This window comes from Shewanella sp. MMG014 (assembly GCF_018100775.1).
GTDB lineage: Bacteria > Pseudomonadota > Gammaproteobacteria > Enterobacterales > Shewanellaceae > Shewanella > Shewanella japonica.
Map to the genome: position 1 here is coordinate 43,674 of NZ_JAGJDZ010000006.1, position 16,147 is coordinate 59,820.

Below are 16,147 nucleotides of genomic sequence, written 5' to 3' on the forward strand. Positions count from 1 at the left end.
CAGTATTTGATTTGAACGGTGATAGTGGAGTGTCTATGTATTCAAATCACACTGCCTAAACTTAATTACTTAAGTTCAGCTGGCCATTCTTTCTCAACGCGTTTTTCTAGGAACAATGCTTTTGACGCTTTCATTGCTTCTAAGTCTAAACCGACAAGAGGTTGAACCTTCTCTTTAGTGTCGTATTTAGTCGCATCGTACTTGTACTCAGGCGCATACTTCTTCAATAACGCATTTGCTTCAGTTAATGCTGCATCTAGGATGGCATTAGACTTCTCAAGTAGGCGAATTGCTTCTTCAGGGTTATGAGCATGGATACCATGAGAGGCTGTTGCGCTATCCCAGAACCATTGCGCATTTCTGACTTTAATCAGTAAGCTATTCATTTCACCTGCTAGTGGTGTTTTCGCTTTTAGCGCAGCTTCATAGTTCGCTTTAGCTTCAGCAATACCTTTATTCGCTTCTAAACCTTCAACACCATTGGCAGCCCAAATAGCTTGTGCTTTGAAGTGAACTTCAGTCAAACGAGGGTCGGTACCGTCAGCTTCAAAACGTAACTTATTGATTTCAGCTTTACGCTCAGCAAAGATTTCTTTGAAGTCAGCACCATCATGACAGCCGATACAGCTTTTCGGTAATGTATCAGCTTCAAATGTCACTTTATGGTTCGAGTATTTAGCCCCTTTGTCGTTTGTTGCTTTCGGCATATGACACGTCGTACAACCAAACTCTAAATGGTTATCCATAGCGTGTTCGGTTCGATCCATCATGTTTTCATATTCTGGATGTTGCGCTTTAAGCATTGGGGCACCTGATACGGCGTTAGTCCAATCTTTAAAGCCACGGTTATCAAAGTAAGCGAGTTGCGCTTCAGCAGCAAAACCTTCATATAAACCGTCTGTACCTGTGTAACCAACAAACTGTTTGTAGTCTGTTTTCTCACCTGGCACCCAGTAATCCATTGGGTATTTCACTTTCTTTTCATCAGTACCATCGAAGTAGTACTCAACATGACACTGGGCACAAGTTTGGCTTGCTTGCATTGTTGCATCTTGCTTAGAAAACTCTTTACCAATGGATTTCATTGCACGGTCAGTATAAGGACGGCTAAGACGTAAGTCTTCTTTACCTAATTCATGACAATCCGCACAACCAATGGTGTTCGACATTTCGTGGCCCCAAGTAGACCATGCATTGTCTGAAAACTTGCCTTCACCTACTTCATCATACATGCGTGCTACATCAGGGGTTTTACATGACCAACAACTTGCAGCCATTGCTTCACCGACCATTTTTCCATCATGGCCGACCATTGGATGGCCTACACGTAAGGTTTTAATGATATCTGTTAGCGCAAAGTGATGACCACGTGCACGGTTGTAGTCTTTAGCGAAACCATACCCAGCCCAAGCACTCACGAGATTTGGATTACTGGCAAGTAAGTCATCAAGTTTGCCAGATGCTGGCGTGCTTTCTTCTGTTTCAGCCCAAGTTTTATATTGCTCTGGGAAAGTGTTTTGCCAGTTTTCACTTTTATATAAATCAACTTCGCCAGCAACACTATAGCCAGTAAATGCGGTAGTAAGCATTACTGCAACAGCTAGTTTTCTTAATTTCATCATCATTCCTCATTAGGATTATTATATTTATGCTGGCATTGTTATCCCCTACAATTACCAAACACATTTTAAATACTCTCGTTAAAGCAATTAGTGCTCTTGGAGATTTTTTAAAACTTAAAATCTAAAATATTTAAAACAATTATTATCATAATGAGCTAGGTGAAACAGGGCTTTGCTATATTAATGTGACTCCCTACAAACCAACGCTATTTACTTGTCTCAGTTCAAATTTTTACCTCTAAAAGAGATACCCCTTTAGGGGTAAAGTTTGCTGATAAATTCAAAATGGCCGTGCCTAACTTTCAACCTATTAAGGTAAAAAAACAGCAATAACGTTTAGCTGAAGCAGAAAATCAAACAAGACCAAAAATAAAAACCATCAAAAACAATAACTTAAACTAATTGAAAATAATTTAATTAAAATTCACTCGAATCTTAAATGGGTAACAGTTAGCACATTTTCACCTCACAAAAATCATTTAAATATAATCAAGATCAAGTTAAACAACCTATCTAACTTGCATTATTTTCAGAAAATAAAATTACTAGATCACTAAGCTTAATTTAACCTTAAATATAAATTAATTATCATTTCAGCTTATATTATTAACAGCAAATTTAGCAAAAAATATAATAAAAGAACCTAATTTAGTATCAGTAAAGAATAACAAAGTGACACATTCGTTAATGGTTACGCAGTATAAAGATGACCGTTATTTAATATAAAAAAAACGATATTGAGTGATACCCTAGACAATTAATATTTTCCCTAATATGCCAATGTCTTCACTATTTATTTGCTTGGCTTAAATATAATTTAAGGATAGTTAATGTTTGATGTACTGCTTTCAATTTGGCATCAAGATTTTGATGCTTTAATGGAAACTGTTTCGATATATCACTTAATGTTGATATTAGCGTTAATCTTATTTCTAGAATCAAGCTTTGTATTCTTACCCCTTCCCGGTGATGGTCTAGTGCTATTTGTTGGCGGCTTAGTCGGTTTAGGTGTTGTTGAGCTGCAATTGGCCATCGCATTACTGACCGTTGCTGCGGGTCTAGGCTCCTTTATTGCCTATATGCAAGGACGATGGCTGTCACACCACCCTATGGTCAACAAAATTGAGAAAGGACTACCAGACAATACCTTACAGCGGGCATCTGATTTACTCGAGAAGTATGGCTTCCTCGCATTGTTTTTTTCACGGTTTATACCTTTTGTGCGAGTACTCACTCCAATGCTAATGGGGATCAGAAAGCTTGGCGTTAAGCGCACTGTATTAATGAGCGTTACCAGTGCACTGATATGGACCACAACCCTGTTATTTATCGGTCAATGGGTAATGAATAACCCCCTGTTAAGTGACTATCAAGAAACCTTAAATAAAGCATTTTTAGTGGTGAGTATGAGCTTAATGCTATCAGCTACTGCAGCCATGGTGTTTCGTTTTTCAAAAAAGTCTAAAAGTCATAATCAATGATTTCTACCGATTGTCTAAAGCAAAAGTATTAGCGTAAAGCGCTTGTCATCACATATAGCACAGGGTTGTGCTAAGCTTCATTTGATATCAATAATATCAAGTCATTAGCTTGAAATAACTTGCCTAACTAGCAGCTCAGTTATGTTCAATCCAATACAGCATATTTGTTGAATCTAAGGTAAGTATCCCTTTTATGCAGGAGGCATTAAATGCAAGACTATGTGAGTCAAATCGATATTAATCAATATTTGCCCATCATCATCGATGGCGGGATCAATGTATTACTCGCTGCGCTTATACTCATCGTTGGCCTATATGTCGCTAACAAAGCAAGCGCAATTATTAATAAAATTGGTGAGAGCTACGATAAACTCGACAACACCCTATTTCGTTTTTTAGGCAGTGTCGCTAAGTATGTCATTCTTGCATTTGTGGCCATTGCCGTATTAAACCGCTTTGGGGTACAAACCGCATCCATTGTTGCTTTATTAGGTGCAGCAGGCTTAGCAGTTGGCTTAGCACTGCAAGGGACGCTGTCTAACTTAGCTGCCGGCGTTATGCTGTTATTATTCCGCCCTTATAAAGTGGGCGACTTTATTAGTGCAGCCGATCGATTCGGTAATGTTCAAGAAATTGATTTATTCACAACCATTCTTAAAACCTTCGATAATCAACATATTATTGTTCCTAACAGCCAAATTTGGGGCGCGCAAATTGTTAATCATTCCTTCCATGATATTCGTGGTGTTGATATGCATTTTGGCGTGGCTTACAAAGAGAATACCGATGAAGTCAGAAAAGTAATTGATGCAGTGCTTGCCGCTCATCCTCATGTGTTACAAGACCCAGCTCCTTTTGTTGAAGTTGAAACCCTCAATAACAGTTCAGTGGATTTTCTCGTAAGACCATTTTGTCATGGTGAACACTACTTTGACATCTTGTACTCGATCCCTGAGCAGGTTAAAAAAGCCCTCGATGAAGCGGGAATCGAAATTCCTTTCCCACACAGAAAAGTCATTATTGAGAAAGAAAAATAGTCAATTAGCAATTATCATTAACGAGCAAGCGCCTATAGCCTTGCTCGTTTTCTATTTATCATAACTTGCAATTATTACCCTTGAGCCTCAATCCTTCGCTTAAAGCACATTTCAGTCGAGTTTATCGCCGTTTTAACGTTATAATCCCTGCGCAAAAAATCGTGATAACGATTCATCCTATTATTCAAAGAAGTAGAAATAACCCCATGACGCCAGAACGTTTAGCCCGCATCAATGAAATGCTTGATAACCGCCAAGTCGACCTCACTGTGTGTCTCGATAAGGTTCATAAAACCAATAATATCGCTGCTACAGTCCGCACTGCCGATAGCGTAGGTATTCATCAAATTCATGCTGTCATGCCAGAAGATTCATTATGGGTGTCGGGTAATACATCATCAGGCAGTCACCGCTGGGTTAACACGATTAAGCATGTAACTTATCAAGAAGCGTATCAGCAGTTTAGAGCACAGGGAATGCAGGTATTAGCGACGACATTTTCAGACACTGCCGTGGATTTTCGTGAGATTGATTACACTAAACCGACGGTAATTGTACTGGGTAACGAACGAGATGGTGTTAGCCAAGAAGCAATTGACTCCGCCGATCAACATATCATTATTCCTATGGTAGGCATGGTGCAATCACTGAATGTCTCTGTTGCTGGTGCTTTGATCATGTATGAGGCGCAGCGTCAACGCCAAGAGGCTGGACTGTATAATAACAGGCAATTAGACCATGAATATTGCCAAACTAAGTTATTTGAGCAAGGCCACCCTGTTTACGCTAAAGCCTGTCGAAGAAAGAGTATTCCTTACCCAGCGATAGATGAATTAGGACAAATCAGTGCTGATGATGACTGGTGGGATCGCATGCGCGCTCCCGATCCAAATGAAGCATTGGATGAGTAAATTCTTACTCGTATTAGCTTCATCACGTTAACTCAACATCACCGCTCTGCCATATATTTGCCGGAGCGGATATTGATCAAAACCGATTTACGCCAAAGTTGAATGACCTCTTGATTACCTAAGCAAAATAACGCTATTGCGACGACCAATTTAAAAATAATTTACAAAAATAATGTACAAAAAATATAAACCAAATAAATCATATAGTTAGATTGGTTTATTGATTTTAACTCAATATCTAAACCCACTCCCCCTTTTCAAATAAAAACTGCATATCACTGAATATTAAATCACACACTTCGCAAAACAGAACAATAAACCTCATCTCAATTTGAATATTTATTCATCAAAAATTCATTTCATCGAGCACGACTCCTTTATGCAATTTCATTTACATTTATTTTACAACTGTAACAACTAAAGATACATTGATCGTCGCAGCGAGATAAAACAGCTTTTTACGCTGCAAAAATTATAATAAACAATTTTTTACTCTGAATAACATGGAAGATAGTTATGACAAAAAATAAAGCCACAACAGTGCTAGGACTGTCTGTGTTGGCACTTTCGATCTCTGCCAGCATCAACGCAGCACCTGTTTTTACACAAAATGTGAATAGTAATTCACCTCAACTCGACCAACAAAACCCACTACCAAAGCGTTATATCGTTAAATTTAAAAACGCCAATGCTGCAGCAGCTGGCTTTTCAACATCTGCATCCTCCGATGCCATAAGTGATGCCCAATACGAACCTAGAAGCAATGAAGTCTTTTCTCACTTTCGCGCCATGAACAGTGTTTCAGCGAAAGAAATGAAGCGAATTGGGCGCAGCAATAGCTATAGCGTTAAGCTCGATAGTAAAAACCTACAAGCACTGAGATATCGTGCCGATGTTGATTACGTTGAAGAAGATGTACCACGTCGATTATTAAGCGAAAGCACTCCTTGGGGTCAGACTTATGTCGGCGCGACAGCTGTCAGTGATAGCCAAGCGGGCAATCGTACAATCTGTATTATTGATTCTGGATACGACTTGGGTCATAACGACTTAAATGCCAACAATGTCACTGGCACCAATAACTCTGGCACTAACAATTGGTATGAGCCAGGAGCTGGAAATGCCCACGGTACTCACGTTGCAGGTACCATTGCAGCTATCGCTAACAATGAAGGTGTTGTTGGTGTTATGCCAAATCAAAACGCGAACATCCATGTGATTAAAGTGTTTAATGCTTCTGGTTGGGGTTACTCATCCGATCTAGTCGCAGCTGTCGATACTTGTGTGAATAACAACGCTGATGTTGTCACCATGAGTTTAGGTGGTTCAGGCTCTAGTAACACAGAGAGAAATGCGCTCGCTGCCCATGAAAATAACGGTGTGTTATTGATTGCAGCTGCAGGTAATGATGGTAATTCAACTCTGAGCTACCCAGCATCTTATGACTCTGTCATGTCAGTAGCGGCGGTCGATAGCAATAAAGACCATGCGGCATTTTCACAGTTCACTGCGCAAGTCGAAATCTCAGGTCCCGGTGAAGCAATTTTATCAACGGTGACCCGAGGCGAAGGTCGTTTAGCCGATATTACTATTAACGGTCAATCGTATTTTGATAATGGCGTTGTGCCGCATAACCGCTATGTACTTTCTGGTTCAAACCATGTCAGTACTCCTTTTATCGGCTCTGCAACGGGTGAGTTGGCAGAATGTACCGTTAACGGCAGTAGTTTTAACTGTGGCAACATGAACAATAAAATTTGTTTAGTTGAACGTATTGGCAACCAAGGGACAAGTTACCCTGATATTAACGCTGTTAAAGCTTGTGAAGCCGCAGGTGCTAGCGCGTCAATTGTCTACAGTAATACCGCCTTACCAGGACTACAAAACCCATTTTTAGTCGACAGTAATAACGAAGCCCCTATTGTGTCTGTCTCAGTCGATCGCGCTACAGGTCTGGCACTGCGAAATCAAATCGGCGCTACTGCAACTGTCAGCAATACCGATAATGAAGATTACGAGTACTACAATGGTACATCTATGGCCACACCACATGTATCAGGTGTCGCTACTTTAGTGTGGAGTCATCACCCAGAATGTAGTGCGGCCCAAGTACGTGCTGCGCTTAATGCAACAGCTGAAGACTTAGATGTTGCAGGTCGTGATAACCGAACCGGTTATGGTTTGGTTGATGCCCAAGCAGCTAAAGCTTATTTGGATGCTTCTTGTAATGGACCAACAGATCCTGGCACAGGTGTCGGTGATAATGAGCTGGTCAATGGTGTGGCTAAATCTAATTTAAGTGGCGCGACAGGTGATGAGTTATTTTACACAATTGATGTACCAGCAGGTGCTACAGACTTAAGCTTTACTATGAGCGGCGGTAGCGGTGACGCTGATTTATACGTGCAATATGGCGCAGCACCAACCACCAGCAGCTATGACTGTCGTCCTTGGAAAGGCGGAAATGCTGAATCTTGTCCTATCGCTTCAGCGCAAACGGGTACATACCATGTCATGGTGCGAGGTTATAGTGCATTTAGTGGCGTGAGCTTAGTGGCTAACTACACTGATTCGACTGGCGGTGGCAGTGGCGGCGGCGCTGCAACTTACTCAAACAATACTAGCTATAACATCCCTGATAACAGCAGTGTAGGCGCTAGTAGCACCTTATCTGCAACACGCACGGGTGACTCAGGTGAAATCACCGTCAGCGTCAATATTAGTCATACTTACATCGGTGATTTAAAAGTCGAGCTATATAGCCCTACTGGTCAAGTTGCTGTATTGCATGACAACAGTGGCGGCAGTGCCAACGACATTGTTAACACCTATATGGTTGATATGTCAGGTGTTGAGTCATCTGGAGATTGGACGCTAAAAGCGGTTGATAGTGCACGACGAGATACTGGCACAATAAACGCTTGGGAGTTAAGTTTTCAATAACTCGACCCAGTCCGTAATGGGCAAGTTATAGTGCCTATGTTGCTGTAGCACTATATCTTTCTTATGCCTGCCAGCTCCCCTCTGGCAGGCATTTTTTATCAATCACTTACAGTTAAGTTCAACCTTGCGGCCGCCTTCGACTTCTGTCACTTGATAATGCCATCCATATTGATTCACTAATTTTTCAGTTAACTCTAACCCTAATCCAAAGCCCAAATCATCCGCTTGATTTTGATCATCAGGGTCAAGGTTATAATTGGTAATCGATAAGTGATCGTTTAACTGCTCAATCACCACCTTGCCGTTAAAAGTATGCTGAAATGCGTTACGAATAAGGTTAGTAATAACGATCCGATATAAGCCTTCAGACATGGTTAATTCAGTATCGTCTGTACTCAAAGTGACTTCTACCGTTTTACTTTGTAAAAGATAATGTAACTCTGCTGTAATCGCTTCGACTAACGTGCCAACGGCCACATCACTGGTCGGTAATGACTTGCCTTCTTGACGGTTTAACCACAATAAGGTTTCAGTTAAATCAGTCATTGTTAGCCCTGCTCGCTCTATTCTATCAAGCACAGCCAGCTGTTTTTCTGCGGGCAATTGCTTCGTTATCATTTTACGTAATAGCTCAGCATTGGTACGAGAAACGGCAATAGGAGTGCGCAGCTCATGGCTTGCATAGCCTAAAAAGCGTTTTTCTCTGTCTAAGGTTTCCTGCACAGAGCTTAAACTTGACTGTACTATATCGGCTAACGTGTTTAGTTCACTGTAATGAAAATTAGGACGAGGCTGAGTTAGCTTGTCTTTATCAAGCGATTTAGCCCACTCTTTTAACTGTTCAACGGGATTGGCGACTTTGCGCAGTACTAAAAAAAGCACTAATGAAAACAACATAATCGCAATCAGTCCGACAAGTAAAATATAGATAAATTGCGGCGGTTTATTACTGCGCTTTTGTTTGTATTTCTTATCTAGCATGACAGAGGCATAACGCACTGTATCGCCAGATATTACCTTCATTGCAAACAAGGCTCTTTTGGGTTGATCGATTATCGGTAACCCATCGATTTTTTTGGTTAACTGATTAGGCTCTAGGTCATTAACATCAATGTTATCTTGGATCACTTGGGGCAATGACTCCCAACGAGTCGCGACGGTAAGTTCCCCTATCGTTAAGGGCTTGTCGCCCTCTAATGTTATTTCATTCGCTTGAGAGCGAACAAAGTTTGTCATCGCAACATCTAACCCAGAAAAAAAATAACTGACCGCAACAGCTGACATGCCGACAACGATAACAGTGCCAGTGAGTAACATGGCAAGTAAAAAGTATATTTTTATACTGGGTCTTATCTTCATGATGTGGGCACACTCTTTTCAGATTCAACTTTAAGAACAAAGCCTTGACCTGTTATCGTATGAATTAACTTATGCGCTTCTTCGCAGTTTCCATCCACCGCTTTACGTAAGTTAAACATGTGCACTTTAAGACTATTACTGTCTGGCTGCTCATCTCCCCACACACTTTGCATGAGCTTTTCTCGTGAAACGACTTTAGGACTTTCTCGTAATAAACACTCAAGTATTTTAGTCGCTGTGGGTGACAATTTAAGCGGCTGCTGTTTTCGTGTAGCCGTTTTACTGTGCAGATCTAATGCTAAATCCGCTACCATAAGTTTCCTTACCTCGCCGCTGCGTCTGCGTGATAGCACTTGCGATCGTACAATTAACTCTTCCATCGCAAAGGGTTTAATGAGGTAATCATCTGCCCCTTTTGAAAAGCCAACTAACTTATCATCTAAGGTATCTCGGGCGGTAAGCATTAGCACTGGTACATCAATGCCTTGAGCGCGTATACGTTCACACACTTCAAGACCATTCATTTTCGGCAGGTTTAAATCCAACACCACAACATCGTATTGATTGGTTTCAATTAAATTAACGCCGACAGCGCCATTGGCTGCGTGATCGCACTGAATATCTTCCAGTTCAAGGTAATCAATAATCGCTGTTGCTAGGTCAATATCATCTTCAACCAGAAGTAACTGCAAATGATCAGACATTGTTTTCCCTCTTAGATTCCATATCAGTGCGAGGCTTTATCACTCGCGAATAATTGTGTATTCAATAGCCGTTACGCTGCACATAACGAGCATCATTCACTGAGCAATAAGATCACATACTCAGTCTAACTGAATCGAACGATGCGTTACTATCATTGCGTTTGCAAAGTGTTAGCTGAGCCAAACAAACGTTGCTTTAACCTTTTAATGCCGCTTTCAGTATCGGCTTGAATCATCAGCAACGACGGTGTTAATACTAAGGTTATCACTGTAGCAAATAGGATACCGTAACCTAATGCCGCTGCAGCAGGAATTAAGAACTGCGCTTGCATTGAGGTTTCACTTAATAGCGGAGCAAGACCTGCAAATGTGGTAATTGAGGTCAGTAACACAGCACGTAAACGTCCTGTACAAGCTTGCTCAATAGCATCGCCAATCGGCATCGACTTCTCACGTACTAACTCATTAAAACGCGATACCAGTAGTAGACTGTCATTCACCACCACGCCACTTAACGCCAAAATACCATTTAGCGATAAGATACTGATAGTTAAATCATTCCACCAGTGCCCCAAAATCGCCCCCACAATACCAAATGGAATCGCTATCATAATGATCATTGGCTGCACGTACGATTTAAGCGGTATCGCCAACAGCGCAAAAATTAATATTAGCGCCAATACAAAGGTCGCTTGCATTGAGTCGGTGGACTCTTTTTGCTGCTCTGCTTCACCTGTAAAGTCAATTTTTACCGTGGGGTAGTCAGCATTTAATTGTGGCACCATGCTTTGCTGCAATTGCGTGACCAACTCATTAGACGCAATCACTTCTTTATCAACTACTGCGGTAATGTATACCGCGCGCTGGTTATCAATACGGGTGATTTCTGACTGCTGATAATCAGAGTAAACGTTGGCGACCGAAATTAACGGCACAACAGTACCATCAGCGGTTCTGACATTGGCCGTCGTGACATCAGCAAACGTCTGACGGTTTTCCTCAGGGTAACGAACTCGCACTTTCACTTCATCTTTACCACGTTGAAAACGCTGGACAATATCACCACCAAACGCTTGCAATACTTGCTTGGCTAAGTCAGCGGTATCCATCCCTAAAGCGCGCCCTTGAGGTGTTAACTCAAAACGGTACTGCGGCTCACCTAAATCAAGGTTATCATCGATGCCACTCACGCCATCTATGGTTTGCAGTTTTTGCTTAAGTTTATTGGCCGCTTCAGTTAATAAGCCATCATCATTGGCTTTAAGCTCAACTTTAAAGTTATCGACCATTTCCTGCATCGACAATACTTTAAGCTTACTTACCCCTTCCATTTGCACTGACATATCTGACCATGCATTGGCAAAATCACGCGCGGTATAAGCGGCATCACTGTCTAATTCGATGATTACCGAACCTGACTTATCGGCGCTAGCGGTAACCTGAATGCTGCTAATATCAGAGTGTGAATCAGCACCAAAATCACTTGAAAACTCCGTCTCGCCTGCGGCTAAACGCAAGGTTTTATCAAGCTCAATGGCATTGGCTTCCAGTGTCATCAAATTGGTTTGAGTTTGGCCGTAGCTGCTGTCGTTAACCATGCGTATTTCAGCTCGCACTGTATCGCCTGCAATTTCAGGGAAAAAGGCCACGCGAACGCCACCGGTAAATGGCATACCAATCACTAACAAAAACAGTGCGATAAATACCATCACCACCGCATAACGCAACTTAAGGGCTTGGCTAATGACCTTTTTATAAACATGGTTGTTAAACCAATCTAGGCTATTATCAGCGCCTTGTTGAATCGTATTCCAAAACGTTTTTTTATCACTGCGCTGTGTATTCATATGCGCTAAATGGGCAGGCAAAATCAATTTAGATTCCACCAAAGACAGCAATAAACAGATGGTCACAATCGTGCCAAACTGTGCGTAAATTTCCCCTAGCTTACCTTCAATTGCGGCTATCGACATAAAGGCCACAACCGTTGTGAGTACCCCAAAAATCGTCGGTGCGGCAACTTTATGGGTACCGATAATAGTGCTTCGGATTGAGTCGCCTTGTTGCTTACGTGTGGTATAGATACTTTCACCAATCACTACCGCATCATCAACCACGATCCCAAGGGCCATGATAAAACCAAAGGTGGTCATTTCATTTAAGGTAAACCCAGCAAAGGTGTCCGTCATAAAAAATAACGTGCCGCTGAAGACAAACGGTAAGCTGGCTGCCACCCAAAATGCGACACGGATATTTAAGAATAACGCCAAAATGATAAAGACTAATGCAATACCACTTAATGCATTTTTCGCTAACAGCGATAGTCGTTCAGTGATCAGATCACTCTTGTCATACCAACTTTCAATCTCAACATTTTCAGGTAATAGGTTGCTGCTACGCCATGTTTCGATAACCTGTTTTGCTTGTGCAACGATATCAACCACATCACTGTATTCATCCATGACGACCTGAATACCCATCGCGTTTTGTTGGTTATAACGAGATAAACTGAATGTATCTTCTTCAAACGTATCGGTAACCACGGCAATGTCAGACAGTAGAATATGACTGCCATCGGCATAGGTTAATACTGAGATATTTTTAAAGTCTTCAACTTCATAAGCTTGCTCAGACACTTTTAGGCGCACGGTTTTATCGGCATTACGTAAACTAGTCACGATACTGCTTGATGACTCAGCATTAATAGCATTAGAGACATCGGTCAAAGTCAGGCCATATGCCTGTAGTTTGACCTCATTCACCTCAACTGAAATCATTGGATCAAGTTTGGCGCTAATCGATAAGTCACGAATAGCACTTTGACTTAACAAATCTGATTTAAGCTGCTCTGCTAAATCTTGTAGGGTTTTGCGGTCAGCATCACCGTATAGTTGCACCCATATGGCATGCTCTTGACGACGGGCTTTATCAATAACCGGATTGTCAGCATCGGTTGGTAAGTTATTGATCGCATCAACTTTGGTTTTAACGTCAGTTAGTAACGTATCTAGGTCATAGTTAGTTTCTTTTTCGATTGAAACATTACTGCCTGATGCATTAGAAGTTGAAGTAATACGCTTAACACCCGAAACGGTTTCAAGCGCTTCTTCAATCTTCATTGCGATACTTTCTTCAGCACGAATAGGGTCACCACTGTCGTAACTGACCGATACTGTTACTAAATCTGGTTCAAGGCTTGGAAAAGCTTCTTTGCGAATATCATTGAATGAAAACAGGCCGACAATGATCACGCCCATCATTAATAAGTTTGCCGCGACTGAGTTTTGAGCGAACCAAGAAATAATGCCTGATGGCAATGGCGCTTTGTCATTTACATGCTGACTCATTATAGCTCCTCAGTTGTTGGTACAACTTTCATACCCGCTTTAAAGTTGCTTAGTGGACGCTTAACCACTTGGGCTAATTCAGCCTCTTCTGTTGGGGTGACATAGATTTTATTCTGGCGCTCGAACAAGGTATGTGCTGTTGATTTTTGCAATAACCCTTGGGCATCAACCGTCCAAATTTCTCCTTGCTGTGAACGAGCTGATGAAGGCAGTTCCCATAGATAATCTAGTGTCATCCCTTCAATGGTCGCTTCAACAAAGGTGCCAGGATAAAGCGGCGCACCTTGCTCAAGTGGTTTCTCGACCACTAACACTAATGAACGTTGACGTGTGTCCTTGGCAACATATTGATGAGTACGTTCAACATAGGCAGACCACTGTTGCCCTTGTGTGGTGTCGCTGCCTGTTGCTTTTATTGTTGCATGCCATTGCTGCGCACTATCAGTATTAGCAGTGGCAGCATTAGTGCCATTACCCGCATTCATTACAGCTTGCGGTAAGTTAGCCCATTGCTTTTCGGATAACGGGATCTCAACCTCTATGCGGTCAACGCTATACAAGATTGCGACTTCACCACCGACATTAATAAAGCTGCCTAATTGCACATTACGGCTGACAATCACCCCATCAAACGGGGCTTTTATTTCTGTATAGTGAAGATCACGCTCAGCTTTTTCTAACGATTTTTGCGCATTCTCTAACGCAGCTTCAGCGCTGGCCAGTTGCGGCTCTCTAAGCACTAACGGTGAACTAGGTTCTCCACTTAACCCTGAGCGTTGCCACTCACTTCTTGCCTGTTCGCCTTCACGTTGCTCTTCTAGAAGTGCAAGTCTTGCTGTTGCGACATCGGCTTTAGCTTGTGACACAGCTTGCTGAAAGCTGGTGTCATCTAATCTTGCTAACAGTTCGCCTTTTTTGACAACTCGACCAGACTCAAAGCTGTCAGCTAACCACGTAATTCGACCACTGATTTCACTGGTATAGGTCAGCTCAAAGCGTGGTTTGGTTTCGCCATATCCGGTGACTTGCGCCTGATAAGACTCCACAGCCGTCAGCTGTACCGCCACTTGCGATAACAAGGCGGTATTTGACGATGAAGCAGGTTTACCTTCAGGGCGCTCAGGTTGGTGCGCTTGAGTCGATGCTGCTGGTCCCTTCCCTTTCTCACCAGGTCCCGGTCCCATTTGACTGCCGTTATAAGCCGCGACGACAAATATTGAACCAGCAGCAGCTAAAGTGATCGCAATCGTTAAGGCATTCTTTTTTAATTTACGGGTAATGATTTGCTTCATGCTGATACTCCTAAACCTAGCGCTAGACCTAATTCAATTCGGTTTAATAATCTTTGATAAGTGGTGTTAGTTAATTGCGCTTCGATATCGAATGCCTGTTGCTGAACAGTCAATAAATCCAATATGTCGACTAAACCTTGGCGATACTTCTGCTGGTAACTGACGATGCTGCGCTGTGCACTTAAAAACGCATCGTCAAGATGGCTTTGCTGCAAGGTTAAAGCGCTTTCTTGGCCAATCGTATTCTCAACTTCGTTAACCGCAGTCAACAGGGTTTCTTGATAAGCCCAAAAGCTTTGCTCTGTCGTCAGTTGCGCTATTTCAGCTTGTGATTTAAGTTCACCACCTTGAAATAACGGTGCCGACATTTGTCCTAACACACTCCAAAGTGGGTTAGTCAGTAATGCTTCACTTGGGGTTTGAGCAATATCAGTTAAACTTGCCGACAAGCTAAATGAAGGCAACATTGCTTTATAAGCTGCGTCAGTGCGCAAGGCTTCAGCTTCAATATTAAAGAAGGCTTGCTGTAAATCGGGGCGGCCTGCCATATTTTGCACAGGCACAGCATCTAGCGGGTTAATGACATGGGGAAACTCACTGACAACATCAAGCGCTGGCATCTCACTTTCTGGCTGCCACTGACCAGTGAGTAACATCAAGCTTCGCTTGCTTTGGGTGACATTCTCTTGGTATTGAACCACTGTAGCGCGAGTTGAAGCTGTACTCGTTTTAGCATTATCCAACTCTTCTAATGAGCCTAGGCCAGCTTGGTAACGTTCAAGCACTAAGGTTTCATTTTGCGCAAGGATGACTAAACGGCGCTGTTCAATATCTAATAATTGTTGGTTAACACTGATCTCAAGCCAACCTCGCATGATATTAGCTGCAAGCAGATTTTTAGCCGCATCTAAACTGGCTTGAGTCGCAGCAATATCTTTTGTGGCTGCTGCAGAGCTATCAGCCAACTTTTGCCAGATATCCAATTCCCAACTGACGGTGACATCAGCGCTATAAGATTCATCGCTGTCTTCGGCGTTTTGGGCATCAAATCCAGCACTCACGCTTGGCAAGCGACTAGCAGAGGTCACCCCTTGTTGTGCATAAGCAATCTTAAGGGCAATGATGCTTTGCTGTAAGCTTGGACTATGGTTTAACGCCGCTTCAAGGTAGGTATTCAATGCGGGTACACAGACTAAATCAGTCAATAACACATTGGCGTTAGTTGTATGTTGCACACCCGCATGACTCCCCGTACTTTCATTGACTGTTTTAATCAACTTTTCAATAGTTTGAGTACGATTGTCTGATGCTTGAGTCGCAAAGTTTGCACTGTCATTGGCAGCACAGCCGACGAGGCTTGTTAACACGATTGCAATGATGGAATGTCGAAACGTCATTGATGCTCTCCCACTAATATTGGGATAAGCATAATGAAGTGTGGGTTAAGGCAG

At 42.2% G+C, this 16,147-nt stretch carries 10 protein-coding genes; 4 read left to right on the forward strand and 6 right to left on the reverse strand.

The features are described 5' to 3' along the window. Positions 1 to 65: 65 nt before the first annotated feature. A complete protein-coding gene (locus J8L86_RS11190) occupies positions 66 to 1,619 on the reverse strand; it encodes an ammonia-forming cytochrome c nitrite reductase subunit c552 (protein ID WP_211030346.1) in 1,554 nt (517 codons plus the stop codon). A gap of 833 nt (positions 1,620 to 2,452) precedes the next feature. Between J8L86_RS11190 and J8L86_RS11195 the strand changes: the two genes are divergently transcribed. The 4 genes from J8L86_RS11195 to J8L86_RS11210 all read left to right on the forward strand — a co-directional run bounded on the left by J8L86_RS11195 (position 2,453) and on the right by J8L86_RS11210 (position 7,994). After that, positions 2,453 to 3,103, forward strand: a complete 651-nt coding sequence (locus J8L86_RS11195) for a DedA family protein (protein ID WP_055022534.1) — start codon at positions 2,453 to 2,455, stop codon at positions 3,101 to 3,103. 209 nt (positions 3,104 to 3,312) lie between these two features. Further along, complete coding sequence (locus J8L86_RS11200) at positions 3,313 to 4,140, forward strand: mechanosensitive ion channel domain-containing protein (protein WP_055022535.1); 828 nt, start codon at positions 3,313 to 3,315, stop codon at positions 4,138 to 4,140. Positions 4,141 to 4,346: 206 nt separating this feature from the next. Further along, on the forward strand, positions 4,347 to 5,051 hold the full coding sequence (gene trmH, locus J8L86_RS11205; RefSeq protein ID WP_211030348.1) for a tRNA (guanosine(18)-2'-O)-methyltransferase TrmH: 705 nt from the start codon (positions 4,347 to 4,349) through the stop codon (positions 5,049 to 5,051). Between the two features lie 516 nt (positions 5,052 to 5,567). Next, the gene (locus J8L86_RS11210) at positions 5,568 to 7,994 is read left to right on the forward strand and encodes a S8 family serine peptidase (protein WP_211030350.1); all 2,427 of its coding nucleotides are present in this window, start codon (positions 5,568 to 5,570) and stop codon (positions 7,992 to 7,994) included. 102 nt (positions 7,995 to 8,096) lie between these two features. Here the strand turns inward: J8L86_RS11210 and J8L86_RS11215 are convergent, their stop codons facing one another. The 5 genes from J8L86_RS11215 to J8L86_RS11235 form a co-directional block, all read right to left on the reverse strand. Then, positions 8,097 to 9,353 (reverse strand): HAMP domain-containing sensor histidine kinase, encoded by a 1,257-nt coding sequence (locus J8L86_RS11215; RefSeq protein ID WP_211030352.1) that lies wholly within the window; start codon positions 9,351 to 9,353, stop codon positions 8,097 to 8,099. Beyond that, positions 9,350 to 10,057 carry a response regulator transcription factor gene (locus J8L86_RS11220; RefSeq protein ID WP_065109895.1) on the reverse strand — a complete coding sequence of 236 codons (708 nt, stop codon included), beginning with the start codon at positions 10,055 to 10,057 and terminating at the stop codon, positions 9,350 to 9,352. The genes J8L86_RS11215 and J8L86_RS11220 overlap by 4 nt, the downstream gene beginning before the upstream one ends. 152 nt (positions 10,058 to 10,209) lie before the next feature. Beyond that, the gene (locus tag J8L86_RS11225; protein WP_211030354.1) at positions 10,210 to 13,404 is read right to left on the reverse strand and encodes an efflux RND transporter permease subunit; all 3,195 of its coding nucleotides are present in this window, start codon (positions 13,402 to 13,404) and stop codon (positions 10,210 to 10,212) included. Beyond that, positions 13,404 to 14,696, reverse strand: a complete 1,293-nt coding sequence (locus J8L86_RS11230; protein WP_211030356.1) for an efflux RND transporter periplasmic adaptor subunit — start codon at positions 14,694 to 14,696, stop codon at positions 13,404 to 13,406. The genes J8L86_RS11225 and J8L86_RS11230 overlap by 1 nt, the downstream gene beginning before the upstream one ends. After that, positions 14,693 to 16,093, reverse strand: a complete 1,401-nt coding sequence (locus tag J8L86_RS11235; protein ID WP_211030358.1) for a TolC family protein — start codon at positions 16,091 to 16,093, stop codon at positions 14,693 to 14,695. The genes J8L86_RS11230 and J8L86_RS11235 overlap by 4 nt, the downstream gene beginning before the upstream one ends. Positions 16,094 to 16,147 lie beyond the last annotated feature (54 nt).